Annotated in this window: 25 protein-coding genes and 1 tRNA gene; 5 read left to right on the top strand and 21 right to left on the bottom strand. The window is 62.7% G+C overall.

From position 1 onward, the window contains the following. The 3 genes from KMZ29_RS20650 to KMZ29_RS20640 are packed head-to-tail and all read right to left on the bottom strand — an operon-like array spanning window position 1 to window position 2925. On the bottom strand, window positions 1-456 hold the full coding sequence (locus tag KMZ29_RS20650; protein WP_249779745.1) for a GNAT family acetyltransferase: 456 nt from the start codon (window positions 454-456) through the stop codon (window positions 1-3). 2 nt (window positions 457-458) lie between these two features. After that, window positions 459-1889 carry an FAD-binding oxidoreductase gene (locus KMZ29_RS20645; protein ID WP_215620951.1) on the bottom strand — a complete coding sequence of 477 codons (1431 nt, stop codon included), beginning with the start codon at window positions 1887-1889 and terminating at the stop codon, window positions 459-461. A 43-nt stretch (window positions 1890-1932) separates the two neighbouring features. Further along, the gene (locus KMZ29_RS20640) at window positions 1933-2925 is read right to left on the bottom strand and encodes an L-threonylcarbamoyladenylate synthase (RefSeq protein ID WP_215620950.1); all 993 of its coding nucleotides are present in this window, start codon (window positions 2923-2925) and stop codon (window positions 1933-1935) included. A gap of 69 nt (window positions 2926-2994) precedes the next feature. Between KMZ29_RS20640 and KMZ29_RS20635 the strand changes: the two genes are divergently transcribed. Further along, window positions 2995-3071: transfer RNA gene (locus KMZ29_RS20635), tRNA-Pro, on the top strand. Window position 3072: 1 nt separating this feature from the next. Here the strand turns inward: KMZ29_RS20635 and KMZ29_RS20630 are convergent. From KMZ29_RS20630 to pdhA, 5 genes are read right to left on the bottom strand one after another with little or no spacing between them, the layout of a single operon-like run. Then, entirely contained in the window at window positions 3073-3663 is a 591-nt protein-coding gene (locus tag KMZ29_RS20630; RefSeq protein WP_369810038.1) for a tyrosine-type recombinase/integrase, read from the bottom strand. 28 nt (window positions 3664-3691) lie between these two features. After that, window positions 3692-4798, bottom strand: coding sequence for a Glu/Leu/Phe/Val family dehydrogenase (locus tag KMZ29_RS20625; protein ID WP_215620949.1), 1107 nt, complete (start codon window positions 4796-4798; stop codon window positions 3692-3694). Window positions 4799-4811: 13 nt separating this feature from the next. Continuing rightward, entirely contained in the window at window positions 4812-5903 is a 1092-nt protein-coding gene (locus KMZ29_RS20620; protein WP_215620948.1) for a dihydrolipoamide acetyltransferase family protein, read from the bottom strand. Beyond that, window positions 5900-6880, bottom strand: a complete 981-nt coding sequence (locus KMZ29_RS20615; protein WP_215620947.1) for an alpha-ketoacid dehydrogenase subunit beta — start codon at window positions 6878-6880, stop codon at window positions 5900-5902. The genes KMZ29_RS20620 and KMZ29_RS20615 overlap by 4 nt, the downstream gene beginning before the upstream one ends. Further along, window positions 6877-7938: a pyruvate dehydrogenase (acetyl-transferring) E1 component subunit alpha gene (gene pdhA, locus KMZ29_RS20610; RefSeq protein WP_215620946.1), complete on the bottom strand. Its 1062-nt coding sequence runs from the start codon at window positions 7936-7938 to the stop codon at window positions 6877-6879. The genes KMZ29_RS20615 and pdhA overlap by 4 nt, the downstream gene beginning before the upstream one ends. 402 nt (window positions 7939-8340) lie before the next feature. On the opposite strand from pdhA, the gene KMZ29_RS20605 reads away from it, so the two are divergent. After that, window positions 8341-9573 (top strand): benzoate/H(+) symporter BenE family transporter, encoded by a 1233-nt coding sequence (locus KMZ29_RS20605; protein ID WP_215624348.1) that lies wholly within the window; start codon window positions 8341-8343, stop codon window positions 9571-9573. A gap of 258 nt (window positions 9574-9831) precedes the next feature. Here the strand turns inward: KMZ29_RS20605 and KMZ29_RS20600 are convergent, their stop codons facing one another. From KMZ29_RS20600 to KMZ29_RS20580, 5 genes are all read right to left on the bottom strand, one after another. Further along, a complete protein-coding gene (locus tag KMZ29_RS20600) occupies window positions 9832-10965 on the bottom strand; it encodes a DNA topoisomerase IV subunit A (RefSeq protein WP_215620945.1) in 1134 nt (377 codons plus the stop codon). After that, on the bottom strand, window positions 10962-12653 hold the full coding sequence (locus KMZ29_RS20595; protein ID WP_215620944.1) for a DNA topoisomerase VI subunit B: 1692 nt from the start codon (window positions 12651-12653) through the stop codon (window positions 10962-10964). Before KMZ29_RS20595 ends, KMZ29_RS20600 begins: the two co-directional genes overlap by 4 nt. A gap of 134 nt (window positions 12654-12787) precedes the next feature. Then, window positions 12788-13852: an IS630 family transposase gene (locus KMZ29_RS20590; RefSeq protein ID WP_215620943.1), complete on the bottom strand. Its 1065-nt coding sequence runs from the start codon at window positions 13850-13852 to the stop codon at window positions 12788-12790. Between the two features lie 70 nt (window positions 13853-13922). Then, window positions 13923-14348: a DUF2267 domain-containing protein gene (locus tag KMZ29_RS20585; RefSeq protein WP_215620942.1), complete on the bottom strand. Its 426-nt coding sequence runs from the start codon at window positions 14346-14348 to the stop codon at window positions 13923-13925. Window positions 14349-14545: 197 nt separating this feature from the next. Beyond that, the gene (locus KMZ29_RS20580) at window positions 14546-14803 is read right to left on the bottom strand and encodes a hypothetical protein (protein ID WP_215620941.1); all 258 of its coding nucleotides are present in this window, start codon (window positions 14801-14803) and stop codon (window positions 14546-14548) included. A 342-nt stretch (window positions 14804-15145) separates the two neighbouring features. Between KMZ29_RS20580 and KMZ29_RS20575 the strand changes: the two genes are divergently transcribed. Then, window positions 15146-15643 (top strand): 2'-5' RNA ligase family protein, encoded by a 498-nt coding sequence (locus tag KMZ29_RS20575; protein ID WP_215620940.1) that lies wholly within the window; start codon window positions 15146-15148, stop codon window positions 15641-15643. Here the strand turns inward: KMZ29_RS20575 and KMZ29_RS20570 are convergent. The 6 genes from KMZ29_RS20570 to KMZ29_RS20545 all read right to left on the bottom strand — a co-directional run bounded on the left by KMZ29_RS20570 (window position 15640) and on the right by KMZ29_RS20545 (window position 22822). Next, window positions 15640-16512 (bottom strand): hypothetical protein, encoded by an 873-nt coding sequence (locus tag KMZ29_RS20570; protein WP_215620939.1) that lies wholly within the window; start codon window positions 16510-16512, stop codon window positions 15640-15642. The two genes, KMZ29_RS20575 and KMZ29_RS20570, sit on opposite strands and share 4 nt — an antisense overlap. Window positions 16513-16514: 2 nt before the next feature. After that, window positions 16515-18947 carry a Lon protease family protein gene (locus tag KMZ29_RS20565; protein WP_215620938.1) on the bottom strand — a complete coding sequence of 811 codons (2433 nt, stop codon included), beginning with the start codon at window positions 18945-18947 and terminating at the stop codon, window positions 16515-16517. Between the two features lie 95 nt (window positions 18948-19042). Beyond that, window positions 19043-20158, bottom strand: a complete 1116-nt coding sequence (ald, locus tag KMZ29_RS20560; RefSeq protein WP_215620937.1) for an alanine dehydrogenase — start codon at window positions 20156-20158, stop codon at window positions 19043-19045. A 144-nt stretch (window positions 20159-20302) separates the two neighbouring features. Then, entirely contained in the window at window positions 20303-20782 is a 480-nt protein-coding gene (locus KMZ29_RS20555; RefSeq protein WP_215620936.1) for a hypothetical protein, read from the bottom strand. 446 nt (window positions 20783-21228) lie between these two features. Beyond that, the gene (locus KMZ29_RS20550) at window positions 21229-22320 is read right to left on the bottom strand and encodes a CapA family protein (protein WP_249779744.1); all 1092 of its coding nucleotides are present in this window, start codon (window positions 22318-22320) and stop codon (window positions 21229-21231) included. Window positions 22321-22402: 82 nt separating this feature from the next. After that, entirely contained in the window at window positions 22403-22822 is a 420-nt protein-coding gene (locus KMZ29_RS20545) for a DUF2267 domain-containing protein (protein ID WP_215620934.1), read from the bottom strand. 125 nt (window positions 22823-22947) lie between these two features. On the opposite strand from KMZ29_RS20545, the gene KMZ29_RS20540 reads away from it, so the two are divergent. Both KMZ29_RS20540 and KMZ29_RS20535 read left to right on the top strand, forming a co-directional pair. Then, window positions 22948-23394, top strand: coding sequence for an archease (locus tag KMZ29_RS20540; RefSeq protein WP_215620933.1), 447 nt, complete (start codon window positions 22948-22950; stop codon window positions 23392-23394). 12 nt (window positions 23395-23406) lie between these two features. Beyond that, entirely contained in the window at window positions 23407-24837 is a 1431-nt protein-coding gene (locus tag KMZ29_RS20535; RefSeq protein WP_215620932.1) for an RtcB family protein, read from the top strand. 49 nt (window positions 24838-24886) lie between these two features. On the opposite strand, the gene KMZ29_RS20530 is transcribed toward KMZ29_RS20535, so the two are convergent. Further along, on the bottom strand, window positions 24887-25315 hold the full coding sequence (locus KMZ29_RS20530) for a universal stress protein (RefSeq protein ID WP_215620931.1): 429 nt from the start codon (window positions 25313-25315) through the stop codon (window positions 24887-24889). 130 nt (window positions 25316-25445) lie between these two features. After that, window positions 25446-25898 carry a YbhB/YbcL family Raf kinase inhibitor-like protein gene (locus tag KMZ29_RS20525; RefSeq protein ID WP_215620930.1) on the bottom strand — a complete coding sequence of 151 codons (453 nt, stop codon included), beginning with the start codon at window positions 25896-25898 and terminating at the stop codon, window positions 25446-25448. Window positions 25899-26000: the final 102 nt, after the last annotated feature.

Genomic DNA, 26000 nt, shown 5'->3' with positions numbered 1-26000 from the left:
TTACGGCGTCGGCTCGCGGCCGTCGAGCCATCTGGCGTAGATGACGCGTTCCTGCTCGAGAAAACCGAGCGACTGGTAGAATGCATGAACCTGGGCGTTGTCGGCGCGTACCATCAGCATCAGTTTTTCAATGCCGCGTTCGCGCAGCCAGTCCTCGGCCGCCTTCATGATGGTGCGGCCATAGCCCTTGCCGCGCCGGTCCGGGTCGGTGGCGACGTAATAGACCCAGCCGCGGTGGCCGTCATGGCCGACCATCGCCGTGGCGACGATGGCGCTGCCGTCGCGGCCGACCAGCACCGCCGCATTGCTCCCTTTGCGCGCCAGCGCGATATCGGCGGCGGGATCGTTCCACGGCCGCGTCAAATTGCAGCGCTGCCATAGCGCGATCACCTCAGCGATATCGGCGTCCTCGATCGCCGTGATCGACAGGGCAGGGGCGGATTCCGTCAGCGCCACGCTTACAGCACCTTGCCGGGGTTCATGATGCCGAGCGGGTCGAGCATCGCCTTGATGCCGCGCATCAACTCGATCGCGACCTTGTCCTTGACGTCGGGCAGTTCGTCGCGCTTGAGCACGCCGATGCCGTGCTCGGCGGAAATTGAGCCGCCCATCCGCAGCACGATGTCGAACACGACCGCGTTGACCTCGTGCCAGCGGCCCATGAAGTCGGCGGTGTCGCCGCCAACAGGCTGGCTGACATTGTAGTGTATGTTGCCGTCGCCGAGATGGCCGAACGGCACCGGCCGCGAGCCCGGAATCAGTTTCACCACCGCCGCGTTGGCTTCCGCGATGAAGGCGGGCACCGCCGCGACCGGCACCGAAATATCGTGCTTGATCGAGCCGCCTTCCGGCTTCTGCGCCGCCGACATTTCGTCGCGCAGTTTCCAGAAGCCGGAGCGCTGGCTGAGATTCGCCGCGATCACGGCGTCGTCGACGATGCCGTCGTCGAAACCCCTGGCCAGGATCGCTTCCAGCGTGGCGCGGGCGTCGTCGCGCGGCGACGACAGCTCCATCAGCACGTACCAGGGATGCTGGCCGGCGAGGGGATGGCGGACGTCGATGCCGTGGCGGACGCTGAAACCGACCGCGATGTCGGCCAGCAGTTCGAAACTGGTGAGCGTGCCCGCGGCCTCGTTCTGCGAGATCGACAGCAGCTTCAGCGCGTCGGCTGGCGATTTCAGGCCGACGAAGGCGGTTTCCACCGCGCGCGGCTTCGGAAACAGTTTCAAGGTCGCCGCGGTGATGATGCCGAGCGTGCCTTCGGCGCCGATGAAGAGGTTGCGCAGGTCGTAGCCGGTATTGTCCTTTTTCAGCTTCGACAGCCCGTTCAGAATGCGGCCGTCGGCCAGCACCACTTCCAGCCCGAGCGCCATTTCGCGCGCCACGCCATAGGCCAGCGCCGTGGTGCCGCCGGCATTGGTGGACAGGTTGCCGCCGATGGTGCAGCTTCCTTCCGCGCCGAGCGACAGCGGAAACAGCCGGTCGACCTCGGAAGCGCGCTGCTGCGCGATCTGCAGCACTACGCCGGCCTCGCAGGTCATGGTGTTGGAGGCGGTGTCGATGTCGCGGATCTTGTCCATCCGCCGCAATGATACCACCACCTCGCCATTGTGCGGGGTCTGGCCGCCGACGAGGCCGGTATTGCCGCCCTGCGGCACCAGCGCGATCCGGTGCTCGGTGGCGAGCTTGCAGATGGCGGAGACTTCCGCGGTCGAGCCCGGCCGCAACACCAGCGGCGACCGTCCGCGAAACAGGTCGCGTTCCTCGGTGACGTAAGGCGCGATGTCGGCCTGATCCGTGACCGCGTATTTGTCGCCGACGATCGAACGGAATCGCCCGATCAGTTCGGGCGAAAGCGGTGGCGGCGTCGAAGGCTGGAGGATGTTCATTTCTGTCTCTTGTTCTTGTCGCTCGTTGTTCGCTCGCGTTGCCTCAGTCCCGTCCCACCGCGGCGCGGCGCAGCCGGTCGTTGATGGCTTCGCCGAGGCCGTGATGCGGGATCGGCATCACCGCGATGGCGCGCGCGCCTTTGGTGTCGAGCGCACGAAGATAACCGAAAAGATTGGCGGCGGCCTCATCGACATTGCTCCGAGGCGACAGATTCATGATCGCGGCCGCCCCATCCGAGCCCGGCACCGTGGCCGGGCCGAACGCCAGCAGCGCTTCGCCGGGCTCGACTCTATCGGCATTGAGCCTGACCTTCGTGCGCGGCGCGTAATGCGAGGCCAGCATGCCCGGCGCCAGCGGTTGTCCGCTGTCGGCGTCGGGATCGGCGGGCGGCTGCGCCAGCGCCCGGCCGAGCACGCGCTCGATCTCGGCGCGGGGCAGGCCGCCCGGGCGCAGCAGCATCGGCTGCTCGAAGCAACCGACGATGGTCGATTCGACGCCGACCGCGACCGGTCCGCCGTCGACGATCAGGTCGATCCGCCCGGTCAGGTCGCCCTGCACATGGGCCGATGTGGTCGGCGAGACATGGCCCGACAGATTGGCCGACGGCGCCACTACCGGCCCGCCGAAGGCGCGCAGGATGGCCAGCGCCACCGGGTGGGCGGGAACCCGGATCGCGACGGTCTCGAGCCCGGCGGTGGCGAGATCGGCGACCGGGCAATCGCCGGCTTTTGGCAGCACCAGCGTCAGCGGCCCCGGCCAGAACGCCTCGGCCAGCAGGGTGGCCATCGGATCAAAGCGGGCAATCCGCCGGGCGGCGGCGAGATCGCCGACATGCACAATCAGGGGATTGAACGCCGGCCGGCCCTTGGCCTGGTAGAGCCGGGCAATGGCGGCGGGGTTGGCGGCGTCAGCCCCGAGGCCGTAGACGGTCTCGGTCGGGAAGGCGACCAGGCCGCCTTCGGCGAGGCAGGATGCCGCCGCGGCCACGGCGGCCTCGCCGGCGGGCAGAATCCGCGTTTTCAGGGCTACATTCACAGGGAAAATTATCCTTACATCGGCTTCTTGCGGTGCACGAAACCCAAGGCTATAAGCCGCCCATCTTGTCGGAGTGTGGCTCAGCCCGGTAGAGCACTGCGTTCGGGACGCAGGGGTCGCAGGTTCAAATCCTGCCACTCCGACCAGTCATTTTCGGGCGTTTTGCCTTCTTTCCCGAGCGCTTTCAAGGCTAGCCACCGATTCAACCACCGAAACCCGGTGCTTGGCTGTAATGGCGTTTGCTGCGCCGTGCAGGAAGTCGGGATGATGGTGCCCATAAGTGCCCAGCAGCACCTCGGCAGACATGCCAAGAAAGCCAGCGGCCTCCCATACCGGTACACCACGCTGCATGAGCCGGGTCGCCGCTGTGTGGCGCAAGGTGTGCGGGGTCACATTGCCGTTCAGGCCCGCCAGCCCCACCGCGCTCCTAAAGCCTTTCTTGACCGAACTGACGGGCTTGCCGTTGAACTCGACGAAGCATTCGGCGATCAATTTCAACCGAGCCCAGCGTCGCATGTGGGTCGGCAGGCGCGACGGCGCCGGCGTCTGGCGCTTCTTGGTAGCCCGCTTGCCGATCTGCTTGCAGTAAAAGATGCCGCGATCGAGGTCGACGAACGAACGACCTTGTTCCGGGTAAGGCGAGGCCGTGGCGATCGCGCTCGCGCGTGTCGGCCAGCACCTTATTTGGCAAAGGCGAAGCATCTGCTGCCCGAAAGGGCGGCGACCCTCATCTTCCACTGCGTGGTGGTTGCCGAACCGGTTGTATTCAGCGCCAACGCCGCGTTTTCATGGCTGCTCGCACTCGGCGCTCGGCAAGCGCGATGGCTGCAGCGCGCGGAAGCGCCTTGTGGCGTTGACTTTCTTCCAGGACCGCCGAGACATTGGAGCGAATTCGCTCATCGATATAGTCAAAGGCCGCGCGCTGCGTACCGCCCCGATGCTCTACCGAGGCACAGATCACACCACCGGCGTTCGCGATGAAATCTGGAACCACCAGCACTCCGCGCTCATGCAGCGCTCGCTCAGCTTCCGGCGTGCAGGGGATATTGGCACCTTGCACCATCAAACGGGTCCGTAGCCGTGAAACATTGTCAGCGCGCACCACATCGGGTCGCGCCGCCGGTATCCATATGTCGCAGTCAATATCGAGGATTGCATCGGCAGCCAGCTTCGAGCCAGTGTCATGATAGTGCAACGATCGCCCCGACTCCTTAAGGGCAATCAGCGCGCCAACGTCGAGCCCCAATGGGTCGGTCAATGTTCCACCTGTGTCGCTCGTAGCGACAAGGAGGGCGCCCTTCTGGGCAAGGAAGCGCGCTGCGTGTTTGCCGACAGCGCCGAACCCCTGCACGGCGATGCGCGCTCCTTTCAAGTCGAGACCGATAAATTCCCTGGCAACCTCGACACATGCTGCCAGCCCGAATCCGGTTGCGCCGATCTGATCGAGTGGAATTCCACCGAGAGCGCTTGGCAAGCCGACGGCTCGACCGATTTCGTCCTTGACCCACGCCATGCATTGTTCGTCCGTGCCCATGTCCGGCCCGGGGATGTAATCGGTGATATCCTGGATGTGGCCGGCGAAGGCGCGGATCAGTTGTTCTTTCGCCACCTCGGCCATGTGCGGGTTGCCGAAGATGACCGACTTGCCCCCACCGTGCGGTAGGCCGGCGGCAGCGCTTTTCCATGTCATTGCACGCGCGAGCCGGAAGCATTCCTCGACCGATACATCGGGCGCCATTCGGACGCCACCTATGGCCGTGCCGCAAGCGATATTGTCGATGACGACAATGGCTTTCAGTGCAAGGCTGGGCCGGCAAATATGGATGATTCGGGTGGGCCCGAAGTCGTCCGCGAATCGAAACATGTCTTCCATGGCAACCCTGCTCTCATATTTTGCTTTCGAGATCGGCGATCACCGCGCGCAGGAAGCGCGCCGCCATGCCGCCGGTGACGGCGCGGTGATCGAAGGTCAACGACAGCGGTAAGGCGCGATGCAGGGCGACACCGCCGTCGGCGCCCCGGACCGGCAGCGCGACGGCCCGGCCGACGCCAAGGATGGCCACCTGTGGCGGCATCACGATCAGCGACGCATGGCGGCCGGCGATCGAACCGAAATTCGACAGCGTGATGGTCGCACCGCGCAGATCGGCAGGCGTCAGGCTCCGCGCCTGTACGCCACGCTTGAACGCGTCGACTTGCAGGCGCCAGCCCTGCGGCGTTTCGCGTGCCGTGTCCCGCAGCACCGGGACAAACAGCCCGTCGGGACTGTCGATCGCGAGCCCGAGATCGATTGCGGGATTTTCTAGCAGCGACATTGAGGCTGCATCATAGCTGGCGTTCAGGAAGGGCTCGGCCTTGCAGCCGGCAATCAGCGCCCTTATCAGCCGGCCTGTCATATCTTCGCTTGGTGGCCAGGCCTCGATGTCGGCTTCGTCCTGGATGGTCGCATGCACGACCTCACGCCAAGCTCGCGCCATGTTGGCGGCCATGGTCCCCCGCGCGCCTCGCAAGGGCGCAGACGCTTGACCGGCGCCCGCCGCCGCAGCCTGGACGTCGGATACGGTCACGGTGCTGCCTGGACCCGTCGGCGTCACGCGCGCGAGGTCGATGCCAAGCTCGCGGGCGCGAGCCCGCACCGCGGGCGTCGCCCGTATGGTGCCTGGCGCATGCGCACCGGCTGCGGCCTTGGCTGCCGGTGCCGGCTCGGCCAGCTGTCCCACGACGGTGCCGGCTTCGGCATGCGGGCCTTCCTCGAATTCAAGCAAGGCTTCGCCGACTTTTACCCGTTCGCCAGCCTTAGCCAGCAGCCTCGCGATGTGGCCCGCCTGCGGCGATGGAATTTCCACCACCGCCTTTTCGGTTTCGACCGCCAGCAATGGTTGATCGACCACGACGTGATCGCCTTGCGCCACGTGCCAACTGACGATCTCAGCTTCCAGCAATCCCTCGCCGAGATCGGGGAGTACGAACCTGCTCATGTGAAAGCCATCGCGCGGCGCGCCGCCGCCAGGATTGCGCCGACTTTGGGCAGGTATTGCGCTTCCATGCGCGCATAAGGCATCATTGTATCATAGCCGGTCACCCGCTCGATCGGCGCAAGCAGGCTGGTCATTGCCCGACCGGCGACGCGAGCGGCGATCTCGGCGCCGTATCCACACGTCATCGGTGCCTCATGCGCGATAACGAGACGGCCGGTGCGCTCCACCGATGCTAGAATCGTTGCACTGTCCAACGGCTTCAACGTCGCGACGTCAATGACCTCGGCCTCGATATTTTCCGCGGCCAGTTGATCGGCGGCTTCGAGCGCTTCCTTAATCATCGCCCCCCAGGCCACGATCGTGACGTCTCGCCCCGTGCGCGGCGTGAGGCATTGGCCCAGCGGCATGCCGGCGCCATCATCCAAGACGTCCTCCCTTGCAGCGCGGTAAAGTCGGGTGGGTTCCAGGAACACGACCGGATCGGGATCCCGGATGGCCGCCAGCAGCAGGCCGTAGGCAAGCGCGGGCGACGACGGCATGACCACCTTGATGCCCGGGATATGCGCGAACATGGCCTCGGGACTTTCGGAATGATGCTCGACCGCCTTGATCCCGCCGCCCGCCGGTGAGCGTAGCACCATGGGACAGGTCAGGCGACCGCGCGTGCGCGCGCGCAGCCGAGAGGCGTGATTGAGGATCTGGTCGATGCATACATAGGCGAAGCCGGTAAACTGGATCTCTGCCACCGGATGAAATCCCTGAACGGCGAGCCCGATCGATACTCCAGCGATCGATGCCTCTGCCAGTGGCGTATCGAGCACGCGCTGCTCGCCGAAAGTCTTGAACAGCCCTTCGGTCGCGCGAAATACCCCACCGTCAATGCCGACGTCCTCGCCCAGCACCAAGACACGCTCGTCCTCGTTCATGGCGTGTCTGAGCGCGGCGTTGACTGCTTGCACCAAGCTGAGTTCGGTCATGCGTCACTCTGCGCCTGAACGGCCGCCGCTTCGCGCTGCTCGGCGAGTTCGGCCGGAATTTTGGCATAGATGTAATCGAATATGCTTGAGATCGGCTGAGCCGGCGTGGCGAGATACTCCTCGGCCGCACCTTCGACGGCGCTGCTGCACTCATGCAACAGGGCCTCTTCCTTGTTTTTGTCCCAGTGCCCGCAGTTCGTCAGGAAACTGCGCAGACGCGCCACCGGCTCAGCCGGCCAATGGCCACTGACCTCGGCATTGTCGCGATAGCGGCTGGCGTCATCGGAGGTAGTGTGGTCGCACAAGCGGTAGGTGAGCGCCTCGATCAAGGTGGGACCCAGTCCCTGCCGGGCCCGCGCGAGTGCCCGCTCCGTCACCGCACGGACGGCGATGACGTCATTACCATCGACTTGCTCGCCGGGAATGCCTGCGGCGACGGCCTTTTGGGCCAGGGTCGCGGCGGCGGTCTGCTTTTCGCGCGGGACCGAGATCGCCCAGGCATTGTTATTGATAACGAAAACAGCCGGAACCTTCCAGACCCCAGCCATGTTGAGGGCTTCCGCCACATCCCCTTTCGACGTCGCGCCGTCCCCGAATACACACACGGCGGCACGCTTGTTGCCGCGCAGACGAAAGGCCAGCGCCACGCCGACGGCATGCGGAGCATGCGAAGCGACCGGCACACAATTCGGAAAATCCTCGCGCGGATCGGCGAAATCGTTGCCGCGTTCATCTCCGCCCCAATACAGGAACAGCTCCTTGAGCGTGACGCCACGCCACAGCTGCGCACCATGCTCGCGGAAGCTTGGAACAAGGACATCGTTTTTCGCCATGGCAGCGGCTGCGCCGACTGATACCGCCTCTTGCCCCAGAGATGATGCGTATGTGCCGAGGCGGCCGGTGCGTTGCAGCGCGATGGCCTTGGTGTCGAATATGCGCGTGAGAACGAGGGTCCGATAGAGCCGTTGCAGCTCGGCGGGTTCGCGCGCAAATTTTGGCATGGGCCCGACGAGCTTGCCATCACGATCGAGCACGCAGAGCAATTGTTTGCCCGACATAGCCTAATCCCTTGCCCAAAATAAATTTAACGTCGCGCAGAAACAGGGGCGTGCTCTTGATCTATCTCAATCGATGATGCGACCACGACTTCGCCAGGCAGCGTAGGTCTTTCGTGGCATATTTTATTGAGGCAATGGATACAGGCGGCCACCGGCCGCTCGTTAAAGGTCCCGCCAAAGGGACCAAGATGCCATCAACAGCCAAACGCGATCCTCGTGGGCGTGTCAGCTGGGGCGGCTCCATTCGAAATCCTGGCAGATCGCGATGACCGGGCCGGGCACGGCTATGCTCGATTCCGCCCGGCCGCATGTTGAAGGTATTCAGAGGATGAGGCATCCTTGGAGTCGGTTCTGCCCGGATCAACGTCCCCTGGCTTCGGAAGGCTGGCGCCCGCCTCTTTGATGCTCATACAGATCGAACGACCGACTGAGCGACCGCCGGGTGTTGGGCGGATTATTTCGGATTTCGGCGTCCTCTACGCATCGAATGGTTTCATTGGCTGGCTGTTCGCTGTGACCGGGCCTGTGGCGATCATTCTGGCGGTCGGCTCGAACGGAGGGCTCTCCGAAAGAGAGATCGCGTCCTGGATCTTCGGCGTCTTCTTTTTCAACGGCCTGATCACGCTCCTGTTCAGCGGGCTGTATCGTCAGCCGTTCGTTTTCTTCTGGACTATTCCCGGTACGGTCATAGTTGGACAGTCGCTGACTCACCTGACGTTTCCGGAGGTTGTCGGTGCGTTTTACGCTACGGGGCTGCTGATGCTGGTGTTGGGTGCGAGCGGCTGGGTCAAGCGCGTCATGCAGCTAGTTCCGATGCCGATCGTCATGGGCATGGTCGCCGGCGTTTTTCTGCGCTTTGGCCTTGAACTCGTCCGTGCGGTCTTTGCGGACACCTTTATCGTCGGACCGATGGTCGCGATTTGGCTCATCCTGTCGGCGATCCCGCGCCTTGGCCGGCGCATTCCGCCAATCATCGGGGCTCTTCTGGTCGGTGCATCGACGACGGTCCTGTTCAGCCGGTTCGACGCCACTGCAACGCTTCAATTCGAACTGATCCGCCCCGTCTTCCAGACTCCAGTCTGGTCAATCGCGGCCATGGTCGAACTCGTGGTGCCGCTCGCGATCACTGTCCTCGTCGTCCAGAATGGCCAGGGCTTTGCGGTGCTCAGGGCAGCGGGGCATACGCCGCCGATCAACGCCGTGACCATGGCCTGCGGCATCGGCTCGGTGATCAGTGCCGTCGTCGGTGGAGTTAGTTCCTGCCTGACGGGGCCGACCAATGCCATTGTGGTCTCAAGTGGCGAGCAGAAACGCCAATATAGCGCCGCTATGTTCGTTGGTTGTCTGGCGCTGGTGTTCGGACTGCTGGCGCCGACATTCACACGGTTGCTGCTCGTCTCGCCCAAGCCCCTGGTGATGGCCTTGGCAGGACTCGCGATGCTGCGCGTCCTGCAGACGGCCTTTGTCACCGCGTTCAAGGAGCGCTTCTCGCTCGGCGCGCTGCTGGCTTTCCTTGTCACTGTGGCCGATGTGCCCTTGTTGAACGTCGGTGCGGCGTTCTGGGGCCTCGTGTCTGGCTTCGCCATCTCCTGGCTGCTGGAGAGGTCAGATTTCGAAGCAGAGGCGAGATCGTAGTCGTCAAGGGAGTGCAAGGCCTGCGCGTGGTCAGCGCCTCGATATTCCCGTCGTGCCGTGCGCCAACACCAGCTTTCCGACTCCGATGGCGGCGGAAGAGATTGCTGTCCCGAGCGAATGGCTGGTCCGGACGCGCGGCTCATGGACGGCAGACCAGCCGTCCAGCGCTTCGAGCAGGTCGGGGCGTAACGCGGGACCTATGCCGGTGCGAAGGTGATCGCGCGAGCACGAGCGCCAGCTTGATGTCCGGGGAAGGCTCTATGGCAGGAAGCTGTTCACGTTGGCGAGCTTCCTTGGCAGATAATCGTCGATAACGTAGTTGAGGCCCCATTTGGCCAGCGCCTGCTGCTCGGCGCGAACGCCCATTTGAAGCATTTGCTTGATCGCGGCGATCCACTCGGGATGGGCCATGATGAATGGATCGTTCTGCAAGGCGTCTTGCGCGCGCTTGATGTCGGTCGCTGCCAGCTTGTGGGTCGCATCCTCAAGACCAAAGTCGACAATGTCTTGTGGCGTGACGCCGAGGAAACGTGCCCGCGGCACACACAGGAAACGGTTGATATGAGCCGCATTGCCGGAGCCGACCTTGAGCGTGCGGTAAATATTGGTAAAGCCATAGGGGTCGCAATCGACAAAGCAGTAGACTGGCAGGTTCTGTCTGTCGGAAAGCAGGCGAACGAAGCGCCGTGTGGCGCGGGTCGGGACCCCGCCCATCTCAACGATGATGCATCGTGCCGTCTCCCAAAACCGGTGATTGTTAAGTCGCTGAAACATGCCGCCGGTTTCAATCGCGAGTATGAACCGTGCGTCGGTGCGGAAAGTCAGATGTTCGACCGAGCGCGGGATGCTGTAGGCGCCGCTGCCGAGATTGGCGCAGTCGATCTCGATCGGCTCTCCCGTGGCGGGATTTCTGTCGACCACGGTGAGCCGGCCGGCCACCGAACCGCCGTGGGATTCCGGGTAGAAGCGCAGTTGCTCCCGCGACAGTCCGTGCATCGACGCCATCGCCTCGATGTCGTCCATGATGGCGTCGGATTCGGCCTGTTCGTCGAAGCGGCAGTCGCCCCAGTTCTTGCTGATGTAATAAACCTCGCGCTTGGTGGCGAAGTCGTTGTGATCGACCATCGTCCGTGAGGTTGCCATCAAACGCAGGGTCTGCGCGAATGCCCGCGCGGTAGTCACCGTCAGCGTGCGCACCTTGCGGGCGTCGCCAAGCTCGAAATAGCCCTTCGCCTTGTCGTACGTTACATTGTCAAGACTGCGGACCGGAAGCTTGATGTCCGGCAGCTTTCCGCCGTCGATATTGGCGCGGACCTGTTTGGCGATCGATTCGATCAGCATGATGGTCTTGTTGTCCAGATCGCTGTGTGCGGCCTCGGTGCTCTTCTTCATGGCTCGGGCCTTTGCATCGTGCGGCTCTCGTGGAGCACGTCGTCGAGTTTCTTCAAGGTGGAGTCGCGTTCATTGTTGCTGAGGGCGAGGATGTCCTGCAGGGCGACGCCGATATGAGGCAGGTATTTCTCGATGTAGGTACGTCTGTCGTATTCCTGGTGGAGCTGCTGCTCGTGGTGCAGGTAATGCGCCAGCTTGCGCGCGCATTCCTGCAGCCCCAATTTGATCTCCCTGAGGATCTCCGGATAGGGCTCGATGGCCTCCTTGGACTCGGAGGTGTAGGGCACCCAGACCGAGGCGACATGGACCAGGACCGCCATCGGCGCGATCGGCAAGGCGCCCTTCGGCTGGTGCAGGCCATAGCCTCGCCAGTTCGTCTGGATGACGGCCTTGGTGATCGCGCAGCTGGCCTGCTGGTAGAGCAGCGGCACCCGGTTGGCAAAACGCAGCAGACGAACCGGCTCGTCCTTCTGCGCGATCAGGTGTTCGGAAGCGCGCGTTTCCTGGGCTTCCTTCTTGCGCATGTGGCCGCTCTCGTCGACTTCGACGCCGGCCCCGCCGGGGCGGCCATAGGCGATGGCGACTTCCACCTGGAACGGGTTGCCCCGATAGGCCGCAGCCGGCCGGGTGGTGACGGTAAAGAAGTCCGCCTCCAATTCCTTGTGCAGGCCGTCGAGCAGCTGCTTCTCGCCGATCGGGACGATGCAGTCGGTTCGCGGCGCCAGGATTCGCGTCTTCTGGATAGCCTTGTGCAGCGCGGTCGCCTGCGCGTGGGCGATGTGTTTCGGATGGGAGCGATTGCTTAGTTTCCTGTCGGAATGCTGGCGGGCGAGTTCGATGATGTTGAGCGCCGTCTTCTTCCCCACGCGGGAAAACTCGTCTTCGAGAAACCGCAACAGGGTGCGGCTCTTGCTGTTACTCAACATCTGAATGAGCCGGCCGAGCTCGATGCCATACGGATGTGGCTTGATTTCTACCGGTCGGGGCGGGAGCTTCCTGGTAGTCCGGGCGAAGCGGAGTTCTTCGCCGTGCGGGTCCTTGTAGATGATAGCCAGATGCGGATTGGCGATTGCCGTCTGCTTCAGATAGACCTCGATCGAGTGCGCCCCCTTCTGATAGTGGCCCTCCATCTCCATCTCGACTCGGGTACCGTGAGGACGGTCCCACTTCAGCCGCTTCTTCTTGTGGATGTCCGGTTGGTTCTTGGCGGTATCAATCGACACATACATTTCCGAAGCAAGCTTGTCGCCCTTGATGCGGCTGATGATATGCAACGGCTTGCCGATGGTGAGCTGCCCGTACATTCCCGCAGCCGAGATCCCCATCCCCTGCTGGCCACGCGATTGGCTGAGCTTGTGGAATTTCGATCCATAGAGGAGCTTGCCGAAAATGCGTGCGATCTGGCTCTCGACAATTCCGGGTCCGTTATCCTCGACGATGACCCGCGATTTCCCGTAGCGATCGCTCACCTGTACGCTGATATCGGGGAGTATCCCTGCTTCCTCACAAGCATCGAGAGCGTTGTCGACCGCCTCTTTGACAGCAGTGACCAATGCCTTGGCAGGGGTATCGAAGCCGAGCAGATGACGATTCTTGAGAAAGAACTCCGAAACGGAAATTTCGCGCTGCCGACCCGCCATTTCAAGGGCGGTGGCGGGTGGGGAGTGCCTGTCAGACACAAGGTGCATCCCTCATCATCCATAGAGCAATTAATATATATCCAACGCTCCCGCGGGGGCGCTTGACCAAGATCAATATCATTTACCCCAGGGTTGCGCAGAAACAGCCGAGTTAGCTTCATTTGCGCGGCTAGTACCCGGAATCATAAGTCACTAAGACGGCGTCCTTTGACGCGGCGCTGGTGGACTTTGGATTTTGTCCAGATGAACGGCTCCGCATGTTTGTTGTAGGCTTTGACGAAGGCATTAATGTGCTGCTTGAGTTGCTCGACCGAGGTGAATGATGCGCCGGTCAGCGACTGGCCCTGCAAGATGGAGAACCAGCCCTCGACCTGATTGAGCCACGAGGCGCGTGTCGGCGTAAAGTGGAATGTCACAAGCGGGTGGCGTTTCAGCCATTCGTCGTTCTTCTGGTGCGTATTCAGATTGTCGAGGATGACCTTGAGCCGTGCCTTTGGATAGGCGGCGACGACGTCATCCATGAAGTCGAGGAATTCCTTGCGGCGACGGCGTTTCTTGTGTGTGGCCCGGACCTTGCCAGTGGCGACCTCAAAGGCGGCAAACAGGGTTGTCGTGCCATGCCGCTTGTAGTCGTGGCTTTGCCCGGTCAGGGCGCGCCCGTTCGGCAGTTTCAAGTAACCCTGCGCCCGTTCAAGTGCCTGGATCGACGGTTTCTCATCGACGCACAGGACGATCGCGTTCTTCGGCGGCGCCAGATAGAGGCCGACCACATCGGCGGCCTTTGCCGCAAAATCCGGGTCGTTGCTCTCGCACCAGCTTTTGCGTCCGGCCAGATCGATCTTCTGCTTGCGCAGCGATCGCCAAACATACTGCACATCGACGTCGCCCAAAGCCCGCGCGATCAGTGGCCCGTTCCAGCGTGCAAAACCCTTGGGCGGCGGCTGGTCGAGAACCTTGCGAATGCGCTGGTCGGTCGCCTCGTCGTAGATCGGCGGGGTGCCGGACCGCAGCCGATCCTCCAGCCCATCAAGGCCTTCGCGCGCGTAACGGATACGCCACAAGCTGACCGTGGTCGGCGTCGTCTCCAGCTCGCGGGCGATCTCCCGTGTCGCGTGCCCGCCGGCCGCCTCCAACACGATCCGTATCCGCAACAGCTGCCGCTGCTCGGTGCTGCCGGCGCGCAACCGCGCTTCAAGGATCGCGCGATCTCCCGGCCGCAGCCGGACTTTCATGGCATCGCTTATCATGCCATCTTGAATCACGCCGCAACGCCGCACGATAGTGCAAATATGACTCAGTCACTTCGGATAGTGGGTACTAGGACCGCAAGGTTCTGAGGGGAGCCGGCAGGTGGTCCATGAGCTTTGCAAACTCGCCCGGATCGAGCTTCTCCCAAAGGGTCTCGAACACGCCGCGGGCCACGGTTAGCGGATCCATCGGAAATCGTGGCGGCAATGCTTGCAAAACGTGGTCAGCAAATTCCTGGACGCTGCGATCCTTCACCGGCTTTCCAGCCATATGCCAGCCTTCATAGTAGACGCCGCGCACCAGCGTCGGAAGCTGGGCGCCGAGATGCACCGCGACCTCCGGGGGTAACCGGTCGCGCAACGCATGCAACACGGCCCGCAGCGCCATGTAGGCGTGGTGGCGATCCTCAAAGTGCAACTGCTCAGCGACTGCCCTGAGCCAGACATTGGTTTCCTGAACGGTGTGATCCAGTCCGGCGACGCCTGATGTGTTCATAACGCCCTCCGTTCGCTTCCAGATGGCAGGATCGATCTACGTCTGTCGCCTCTCGTTTGAGGAGCGCAATCTACTCGTGGCGAATCTGGCTCATTTTGATATGCGTCAAGCGCGCTTCAATGGGAGGGAGTCGACAACGATCCGGGATGAATTGGACCGAACCTAACGAACGCCGATCTCCAGCCTCCCGCGCGCCATTATCCCGTACGCGGTGGCTCCTCGTCTTCGTTCTCCGTGAGGATCGCGACAATTTCCGAGGCCACGCCTTGTAAGGCCATTCCGGCGCCGAACACGTCCGGATCGCCGTCAAGCCACACCGATGCTTGTTCGAGGTCCGCAATCGACGGTCGCAGCGACATGATTGCCAGAATCTGAGCCTGATCGAGATCGCCCAAGACGCCCTTGATATCGTCAGGGGTGGCAAATGCAGTCGCGCCAGGATCGGTTTTTGCCATCGGTGCCTCCTCGGTCAGCGTATGTTGGGATGGCCTGCCCTTGCAGGCCAAGTGAGCAGACTGGGTATCGGCTGTCTTGATCAGGATCAATCGTGCACCGCCCCCGGTAAAGCTTAATTTCACCGGTCGGATTGCGGTGAATTGAACCGGCGTTGATTCAGCCAGCGCCGAGACCGGTCAATCGGTCCTTATGAGCGGCAGATTGCGCGGGGCATCTCGATGGGATCGGAAAGCGGATCGGACCAAACAGAAAACCTGACTGCAGGCTCAGACGGTCCACCGCGCGCGCGCGTTTTCGTCGCACTCAAGTTTGCGCCCGGGATCGCCGACGAACTCGCGCGGATGGCGCGCGAACTGCAGCATTTGCCGGTTCGTCTGATTGCCGCTGCCGACATTCATCTCACGCTGGTGCCGCCGTGGAACGAGGCTTCGATATCGGATGCGGTCGGGAAGCTTGGTAGCGTCGCCGGCAGGTTCGGCGAATTCGTGCTGGAATTTCGCCATGTCGGATATGGTCCGGAGCCGAGACGCCCGCGGTTTCTGTGGGCGGAATGCGCGGCCGGACCGGACCTCGCGCAACTGCGCGCCGCGCTGCTTCAGGCGTTTGGGCAAACGGACGAGCGGCCCTTTCGGCCGCATGTCACGCTCGCCCGGCTTCGCGGCAATGGAGCCGCCATCGCGCGGAAATGCCCGATCGATCGGGAGCTTGCGATGGCGCAGCGCATTGGCTCGGTCGAGCTCCTGCAGTCGCCAGCCCCCGGAGAAAGCGGCTACAAGCTGCTTGCGGCGCTCCCGTTCGGCGCCGGTCCGGAACCTGCAACGGGGCCAAATGGTGTTTAGCGGCCCGTTGGCGGTGCGGATTCAACTGCCGCCATTCCCGGTGGCTCGACGATCAGCACGGGAACCCGCCGCGCCGCTGAAATCGCCGAGGCCGCTCCCTCCACCAGGGTGTCGCGGGTCACGACAATCAGCCGCTCCGCGATCTGGCGGAAGGCCTGAGCGCAAGCCGCCGGATCGGCCAGTCGGACGTTGGGCGCGGCCATACGTTTGATGACAAGGCCGGTATCGTCGGCAAGTTTGCGGATGCGCGGATCATCCGCATCGAGGCCGTCGGTTTCGATGACGACCAGCTCTTCCTTTGCCGCGAGCGCGATAGCCGCAGCCGCAAGAATGCTTGGGTCGCCGGACGATGCCGCAATCGCGACAACGGGGCCCTTCGTTCGCGCGATATGCGGCGGCACGAGCATGACAGCGGCCGCCGACCGGAAGGCCCCTTCCAACAGCCATGAGAATTGCTGGGTGGCCCGCTCGGCGGGGCTTCTGGGCTCGGCGATCATGACGATGTCGTCGATTCGCGAGACCGAAGCGAATGTCTGGGCGATCGAACCCCGCGCGACCTCGAACTGGCATCCGGTCGGGAGGCGTTTTGCCGCGTCCATGAATTTCCGTTCGATGCTGCGTGCGGCAAGTTCGAAGTCGCGCGACAGCCGGTCCAGGTCGATCGCGCGCCAGCCGCCGCCGAGCGGCCTGAACTCGCGCGAAAAGGGGATGCTGGCGAGGTCGCGCAGGCCGCTGTCTTCGAGGAACAGCCCCAGCAGATCGAGATGAAGCAGGTCGGCCAGTTCGACGGCCAGCTGCATCGTGCGGTCATGCGCGCCGGGCTGAAGTCCCAGCACGAGCCGCTTGAAACTGTGAGCGTCCTTCGTCATGGCTAGTTGGCGGGTGCTCCGCCGCCGTTGCTCTGGTTGGTGAAATTCCTCCGGATGCTGGCGAAAGCCCGCAGCCGATCTTCCACTCGCCGATTGATGCTGTCGAGCGGATAAGCCCCGTCTGAACCGCGCACGCCGGCGGCAAGCCCGGTCAGGAGCGCGATCCCTTCATTGAGCGTAGCGATCGCGTAGACGGCAAAGCGGCCGGCCGCACAGGCATCGAGCACGTCCTTGCGCAGCATCAGATGTTGGACGTTCGCCTGCGGGATCAGTACGCCTTGCGCTCCAGTCAATCCGCGCTTTTCGCAAATGTCGAAGAAGCCTTCGATCTTTTCGTTGACGCCGCCAATCGCCTGAATTTCGCCGTGCTGGTTCACCGATCCGGTCACCGCAAGATCCTGCCGCAGCGGCACATCCGCGAGGGCCGACAGCAGCGCATAGAGCTCGGCAGACGACGCGCTGTCTCCCTCGACGCCGCCATAGGATTGTTCGAACACCAGACTGGCGAACAGCGACATCGGGGTATCGAGAGCGTATTGCCCTGCCAGGAACCCGGAAAGAATCAGGACGCCCTTGGAGTGGAGCGGGCCGCCGAGTTCGACTTCGCGCTCGATATCGACGACTTTGCCGCTGCCTGGTCTCGCCTGGCAGGTGATGCGGGTCGGGCGCCCGAATGAAAATCCGCCGAGTTCGGTAACGCTCAGGCCATTGATCTGGCCGACATGCGTTCCCGCAGTGTCGATCAGCGCCACCTTCTCGATGATGGCCTCCTGCGTCCGGTCGCGCAGGCGGGCGGCGCGCCGGATGCGGGCCATCAAGGCACTATTCACGTCGGCCCCCGAGATCACGCTCCGCTTAGCTTCGCGCGCGCAATAGTCCGCCTCGATCAGGATCTCCCGAAGCTGTTCCACGACCAGCGAAAGCTTGCCGGAATGTTCGGCCAGGCGCGCCGCATGTTCGAGCACGAGGGCCACTGCATCGCGCTCCAGGGCGTTCAAACCCTCGCGCCGAGCCAGGGTCGCCAGCAGCCGCGCGAGGATCGCTTCGTTCTCGGGCGTTCGCGGAAGATCGTTTTCGAAATCGGCGAGAACCTTGAAATGTTCCGCCATTTCGGGGTCGAGGGCAGCGAGCAGGAAGTACAGCAGGCGGTCGCCGAACAGGATGACCTTCAGCTTGAGCGGGATCGGATCTGGTTCCAGAGACACCGTGCTGGTCAGCCCCAGAAACCGGCCGACGTCTTCGATCGCGATCTCGCCCCGCCGCAGCGTCCGCTTGAGCGCGGCCCAGCTGAATGGTTCGAGCAGAACACTCCTGATGTCGAGCAGCAGGTAGCCGCCGTTGGCGCGATGGATGGCGCCGGCCTTGATCAGGCGGAAGTTCGTCAGTAGCGCCCCCTGCAGGGGAATATACTCGATGCGGCCGATCAGGTTGCCGAGCGCGGGATGCAGTTCCTCGACGATCGGAACCGACTTCTCGCCGTCCTGACTGACGAGGACGTTGACTTCATAGCGGTCGAATGGACTGCCGCTCCTCAACAGGCCCGCTTCGCTCTCGCCATCTTCGCTCTTGACGACGAGCATGCCGACGTTTTCAACCAGATCGGCGCGGACCGTTTCGATGTGCTGCACGACCCTGGGAACGTCGCTGAAGGCGGCTTTGGCATCCTCGATCAACTGATCGACCGCGTATTCTACCGTGTCGCGGCCGAGCTGGCGCGTCTCGTCGCGCCGCTGCGTCTCCCACCGGGGAACCTGACGAATGATATGCTCGAGGTCTTTCTCCAATGCCTCGATGGCGACCTGCACCTCGCGGCGCTTGGCTTCGGGCCAGGTGCCGAATTCGTCCGGCGGAACGACCTTGCCATCCCTGACGGGCGCCAGCGCGAAGCCGAGCGGCGTCCTCAGCACGGCAATATCCTTTTCGGCGGCCTTGTCGCGTAGCGCCGAAAAGGCTTCGCCTTGCCGCTTCTGGAATGACTCGTCGATGGCGGCCTGACGCGTCTGATAATCCTCGCTCTGGAACACCGCAGGCAGGGCGGACTTGAGATCGTCGATCAGCTTGTGCATCGCGTTGTGAAAATCGCGGGCACGGCCGGCAGGAAGTTCGATGGCGATCGGCTTTTCCGGATTGGCGAAATTGTGGACATAGACCCAGTCGGAAGGACCGGGCTTTCCCGCCGCCTCTGCGGCCAGCATGGCCTTGACGGCGTCCTGCATGCGGGCGCCGTTGGGACCGATCACGAAGAGGTTGAAGCCGGCCTTGCCGACTTGCGTTCCGAACCGGATCGCTTCGACCGCGCGGGCCTGACCGACAAGCCCGTCGATCGGCTCTAACTCCGCGGTCGTCGCAAACGCCAGGCCCGACAGATCGGCCGGACGATAGAGCTGTTCGGCCGCCAGCGGCCGAACGGTTGTCTCTGCAGTGCCAGCGTTCACGTGATGCTCCTGATCTGACGGCGCATTTCAGGTCAAACGGCGGCGTTGGCCTTGACGTGCATCAAGCCCCGGGCGCGCATTGGCGCGCTGAGTTCTCAGTGCAGGACATCGATCGCGGCGGTGAAGGGCAGCCGCAGGGCGTCGGCCACGGCGCGGCAAGTGACCTTGCCGTCATGCACATTGAGTCCATTGCGCAGATGCGGATTGTCGATCAGCGCCCGCGGGAATCCCTTGTCGGCGAGCGCCAGCACGAACGGACGGGTGGCATTGTCGAGCGCATATGCCGATGTCCGCGGTACCGCGCCGGGCATATTCGGGACGCAATAATGCACGACGCCGCCGATCAGGAAGGTCGGCTGTGAGTGTGTCGTTGGGCGAGACGTTTCGGCGCAGCCGCCCTGATCGATCGAAACATCGACGATGACGGAGCCCGGCTTCATGGCGGCGACGGTGCGTGCTGGAATAAGCTTGGGCGCAGCGGCGCCCGCGACCAGAGCGGCCCCGATCACCACGTCCGCGGAGGAGCAGAGGGCCTCGATTGCCTCCGCATCAGAGGTGACCGTCGTGACGCCATCGCCAAACCGCTGCGACAGCTGGCGCAAGGTCTCGGGGGTGCGCGCGGCGATGCTGACCTTGGCGCCCATCCCGATTGCCATCTCCGCCGCGTTGGACCCGACGACGCCGCCGCCAAGAACGAGGATGCTGGCGGGCGGCAGGCCGTCGATCCCTCCGAGCAGGATGCCGCGGCCCCCTTGGGGGCGTTGTAGGAAATGGGCGGCGACCTGCGGCGCCATGCGGCCGGCGACCCTCGACATCGGGGCGAGCAGCGGCAGCTTGCCCGCCGCGTCGGTGACGGTTTCGTAGGCAAGCGCCGTCACACCCGAGGCCATCAGGTCGTGGGTCTGCTCGGGATCGGGCGCCAGATGCAAATAGGTGAAGATAATCTGGCCGCGGCGCAATTGCTCCCGCTCGGATGCAAGCGGCTCTTTCACCTTCACGATCAGTTCGGCGCGCTGAAATATCTGATCCGCACTTGTGGCGATCTCGGCGCCGGCGGCGATGTACTCCTGGTCGGCAATGCCGGCCCCGGCACCCGCCACGGTCTCGACCACGACCCGATGCCCCCTCGTTGTCAGTTCCTCGACCGTCGCGGGAGTGAGGCCGACGCGGTATTCGTCGGTTTTGATTTCCTTGGGAACGCCGATGAACATTGTCGTCTCTCAACCTCGGTCAGGCGTTAGAGCCACGGTCGAATTTCCTGCCCTCGACAACATCCAATGCCGTTTCCGGCAGTCCTCACGACGGCCTCTGCCGCATGTTTAGAACCAATTACGAAGCCAGAGCGAAGACTTCGTTCATTTTGCCCGCTCTTGCTTGACAACACCGGGGCCGTGCCGATCGTTCTCGATGGAAGCGAGTAGGCTGGACAGGCGGGCCTCGGCCTCGGAATCGTTTGCCTGCGCGACGACTGTCGCGGTTCCTCGTTCGGGGCGGATGAACTGGCTGTAGAAGGAGTCAAGATCAATCGGCTGCTCATCCTCTACCATCGTGCCCCTGCCGGGCCCGCGCGGACCGATTTCGTCTTCAACGACAATGGTCATCAGCCAGCCGTCGGACGGGTGGGCGGGAGCGATCTCCAGGGTTGCAACAGTGGCGATCTCGCTGAGGTCCTCGCGCTCCTCATCGCCGAGGTGAAGGTCTGCGCGAGCGGGGATTTGGCGCTCCTCGGCTGTGCGGCGCGCGACGATCTTCAGAGACGAGGGGGTGATCCGATGCTCGGCAATGATCCAGCGAACGATCTGCTTGGGATCGATATCTACGGGAAAGGGTTCCATTCGGATATCCTCCGAGCTGTTGCCGTTCGTCTAGTTCTGATGGTTTTCTGTTCGGGCGCGCGAAAGCTCTGGTTCGAAGCGAGCGGGAAAGCATTGGGTTTTGCAAAGCGCAGGGCCCGCGCCTCTCATCCGTCGAACCGAAGTTTCCTCCGGGGTGCTCGGACAGGACAGCTACGGGCCCTTCCGTCACGCTTCGTCAGCAGACTGGTTCATCACATAGGCAGATCCACGCCCTTAGACGGTTCACTGCCGTATTTCGCCAATCTTGCCTCCGCGCAACAGAAAATTATTCAAGCGCCGGAGCCGGCGGAGTGCCTTGACCTGGATCAAAGCTGACCGTTGGCGACGTTATCCCGCACCAGAGCGCTCCCGTCGCGTGAACGGAGGATGCTCAGTCGCCCTGTCAGGCACGGACTTCATCGAAAGAGACGAACTTGCGAGAGACGTCAGGTGGCGGGTCGGTTGGAGATCGGGCGGGAAGGGACGAGCCGGCCGCCCGGATCGAGTACGATGCCGGTCTCGAACCGCAGACATTCCCGCTGGAGCGTCTGTTGCACCCACTCGATGTCCTGCCTCGAGGGGCGGCCAAGCCGGAACTTCCTGATTTGAAGAGGGATGATCTCGAACGCGGCGAGATCTCCGGTCGCCGGTTCGATATCCACGAAATACATCAGCGCCAGGTCGCTGCGGAACTCTTCGTAGCCGCAGATCCCTTCATAATCATTGAGGAAGTCGCCGCAACCATAGAGAATAAGCCGCCTATGGTAGACCTCGATGGCCTTGGCATGATGCGATGAATGGCCATGAACGACAGACACATTCGCTTGGTCGATGAGCGTGCGCGCGAATAGTTGTTGCTCTTCGGGGATTTCGTAGCCCCAATTTGATCCCCAATGGAGCGAGACAACGGCCAAGTCGCCCGGTTGCTTGACGCTGACGATGTATTCCGCGGCGCGTAGTGCGTCCACTTCGGAAAGCCGCGTCAGGAGGTTGACACCGGGAGTGTCCGTTGTGGCGGCCCAACTGCGGGGAATGCCGCTCGTCACAGCGCCGAAAGAAAAGACAAGTACCCGCGCCTTGTTGGCAAGGTCCAGTGCTGCCGGCGCCGCGGCCTCGGAGGCATTTCGACCGGCGCCGGCAGCCTTGATCTTCAGGTGTTCCAGTGCCGCTAATGTCTGCAACAGACCGCTCCGTCCCCAATCCAGGACGTGATTGTTGGCGAGCACACAGCAGTCGATCCCTGCGGCGGAGAGGCAGTCGGCATTCTCCGGACTCATGCGGTAATTGATGCCCTTTCGGGCGTAGTCGTCGCTACGGGTAATGGCCGTTTCCAGGTTGATGATACGCGCGTCCGGCTGCATCCGGCTCAATTCATCGAGCGCGGCGCCCCACACGTACGAAGGCTCGGCGTGTCGGGGAATTGGGCCATTCGCTTGCTCGGCTAAACCAACATAATCCTTTGCCGAGGCGACGTAGCCTTCGTGCAGCGTTGGGTCGCAGGGATGCAGCAGTACCTGATCAATGCCTCGTCCCGTCATGACGTCGCCGCAAAGGAAAAGCCTTACGAATCGCACTGGCCGAGGATCGGTTGATGATTGTGCCGTAACGCTCATGGCCAAATCAGCTTGGCCAAAGATTGTGCAGCGGCTTCGGCGTGGCAACCTTGGCGTCCTCGAGTTCGCCGGCAGGCAAACGTGCCGCAAGTGCGGCGAACACCACGCGAGCGGCCTCTTCTGCATCGATGCCGGGGTCGCGATGGACGCTATCGTGAATACGCTCAAAGAAGGCACCTCTACTCTTCGAGGCCTGGTGGGCGCCCGGATGCCATCCCTCATAATAGAGCCCGCGCAACAAGGGCGGCAGTTGCGCTCCGATGTATATCGCCGCATCCCGCGGAAGGCTGTCGCGCAACGCATGTAGGGTTGCCAGCAGAACCAGATAGGCCCGCTCGCGGTCATGCCAGCCGAGACGGCGTGTGACGTCATCGACCCAAGCCTCTGTCTCAGACACGGCGACGCGGAGATCCTGAAGGGCTGGCATGACTATCTCCCTTAAATATTTTCCACCAAGGCGGCCTGGTGTATTTGCGCGAGATCAAGTGATGCCACTTGTTTTGTTGCTTTCCTCCAAAGCATCTTGCGGCCGGGATAGAGGCGTTTGGCTGAATGACCATAAGTTCTGCCTTGCCAACTGAGCAGAGGAGGGAGTGGGAACATTTTCCGCATGATGCTGACGTTGGACTGCGGGGATGGGGCGCGACACCTGCCGAAGCGTTCGAGCAGGCGGCTTTAGCCCTGATGGCGATTGTCACACAAGCGGAAGTGAATCCGGAAATCGCCGTTCGGCTGAAATGCGAGGCGCCGGATCTCGAGCTGCTCTTCGTCGAATGGCTCAACGCCATCATCTACGAAATGGCGGTTCGTAATATGCTATTTGGGCGTTTTCTAGTCCGAATTGAAAATGACCGCCTTGAGGGGACGCTGTGGGGCGAGCCAGTCGACGTCGAACGGCACGCTCCGGCCTGTGAACCGAAGGGCGCGACCTATACCGCGCTGAGAGTCGCCAAGGACACTGACGGCAGATGGTCGGCCGCTTGCATTGTCGATGTATGATGGAGGTCTGCGATGGACCCTGCTCGATTTACCCGTGTCGACGGTACAACGTGGCGCGTCGAGCCCTCGGGAACGATGCGCGTCCCGGTGATCATCTACGCTGACGAAAACCTGATCCAGGACATGGATGACAAGGTTTTCGAGCAGGCGGTCAACGTCGCGAGGTTGCCCGGGATCGTGCAAGCCTCCTATGTCATGCCGGACGCACATTGGGGTTATGGATTCCCGATTGGCGGCGTGGCGGCGTTCGATCCGGATCGCGGTGGTGTGATCTCTGCCGGCGGCGTGGGCTTCGATATATCGTGTGGCGTGCGTACGATGCTGACGGGACTGTCAGTCGCCGATATCCTTCCCGTACAGAAGCAGCTCGCCGATTCACTGTTTCATCAGATCCCGGCCGGAGTGGGCAGCGAAAGCGCGATCACGCTGGACGCGGCTGAGATGGACGCCATGCTCGCAAAGGGCGCCCATTGGGCAGTTGCGCGCGGCTGGGGGGAAATGCGCGACCTTGAACGGATCGAGGAACAAGGGCGGATGGTTGGTGCCCGGCCGGATTGCGTGTCGGACCGCGCCAAGGAACGCCAGCGACGGGAAATGGGAACGCTTGGCTCAGGCAATCACTATCTCGAGGTCCAAGCGGTGGCCGAGATTTTTGATACGGCGGTTGCAGACGCCTTCGGGCTCGCACAGGACGGCGTTGTCGTGACCATTCACTGCGGTTCGCGCGGCCTCGGCCATCAGATCGGAACCGAGTTTTTGAAAGAGATGGTAGTGACTGCGAAGGAGGTCGGTATTGACCTTCCTGACCGCGAACTCGCCTGCGCGCCGATCGATTCGGAAGTCGGTCAACGCTACCTCGGCGCGATGCGGGCAGCGATCAATTGCGCGCTCGCCAATCGCGAGATTCTCGGGCACTACGTCCGCCGCGTCTTCGCGCACTTCTTTCCGGACAATGATCTGCGCCTTTTGTTCGATGTCTCGCACAACACTTGCAAGGTCGAGCGTCATCTCGTGGACGGAAAGCGGCGCGATCTGTTCGTTCATCGCAAGGGCGCAACCCGAGCCTTTGGACCTGAACATGAGAGCCTGCCTGCGGCACTGCGTCCCGTCGGCCAGCCGGTACTCATCGGCGGCAGCATGGGCACAGGCTCATACGTTCTGGTCGGCGAAACGACGAGCGAGGCGAAGGCGTTTTCCTCGGCGTGTCATGGGGCGGGCCGGGCGCTTTCCCGCCACGCCGCGCTCAAGCAATGGAGCGGGCGCAAGATCGTCGATGATCTCGCCTCACAGGGGATCCTGATTCGGTCGCCGTCGACACGCGGCGTGGCTGAGGAAGCCCCCGGCGCCTATAAGGACGTCGGTGCGGTCGTGGCCGCGGCTGAGCATGCAGGGCTCGCTAGAAGTGTGGCGCGCCTGCGACCGCTGATTTGCATCAAAGGCTAGGATCCGTCCGGAAGCTCGAAAGCTGGCCGCCAACGCACGGATTTTGCATTCAGGGAACGACGACGACGGCACGGGGGGCGAGGCTGACAAGCTTCTGGGATACACTGCCAAGCAACAGTCCGGCCAATTGGCCGCGACCGCGCCGGCCTACCACGATCATCTCGACCGGGCCGCCCGTGGCGATATCGATCAATGATCGGGTGACGTCACCCCAGCCGACCCGCAGTTCGATCTGGGATACGCCAAGGTGGCGAGCGCGCGCTTCGGCCGCCTTCAGCGTCTGTGTTGTCAATGCTTCCAGCACGTCGCCAATGCTTTGTTCGGTTCGTACCAGTTGCTGCGCTTCCTCAAATGCGAGGCTATCCGCAACTGTCACAATCAGCAGATCGCCCGATAAGGCTCTGGCGACCTCCGCCGCCACGTCAACCGCGCGATCTGCCCCGCTGGATCCGTCAGTGGCCACCATAATATGTCGCATGAGATTGTCCTCACCTTTGCTTTACTTCATCGTGCTGGCGGGGCTCCGCACTGATCCAGCTCATACCAAATTCCAGATGCCCATATCTTCGTGCCCAACCGGAATGACGCGAGGATCTCAATGCCAGAGACTATCGCTGATAGATTCCGACGAGGGTTGCCTCGGCAATAACATGCCTGCGTGCTTCTCGCTCGACCTCACGGCAGGATGGCTTGGCGCCGAGCGATAGGTGGTCGACGGAAAGGGCCAGCAATCGAAAGTGATAGCGATGACGTCCATGACCGCGGGGCGGGCAGGGGCCGTTGTAGCCCACCCGGTGAAAGTCGTTGATGGCTTGCTTGAATCTGCCGCCGTCAACGCTGGCGCCTTCGGCAAGTCCGGTTTGGTCAGCATTAATGTCGTAAGCGGCCCAATGATGCCATTTGCCTGCAGGCGCATCTGGGTCGTCACAAAGGAAGGCGAAACTGCGGGTCGTCGAAGGTGCGGCTTCCCAATCAAAGTGTGGGGATAGGTCTTCTCCATCGCAGGTGAAACGACGCGGGATCGCTGAGCCGCCAGAAAAGGCACTTGAGCTAAGTTGCATTGGCTACCTCCAGACGAGAGAGATTGTCTCAGTCGTGGATAGCCTTGATTGATCAGGATCAAGGGCGCGTCACGGTCCGGTCCTCTCGAGCAGGTTCCTCGG

Origin of the sequence: Bradyrhizobium sediminis, assembly GCF_018736085.1 — a bacterium.
Lineage (GTDB): Bacteria > Pseudomonadota > Alphaproteobacteria > Rhizobiales > Xanthobacteraceae > Bradyrhizobium > Bradyrhizobium sediminis.
This window is presented reverse-complemented; position numbering and strand designations above follow the sequence as displayed.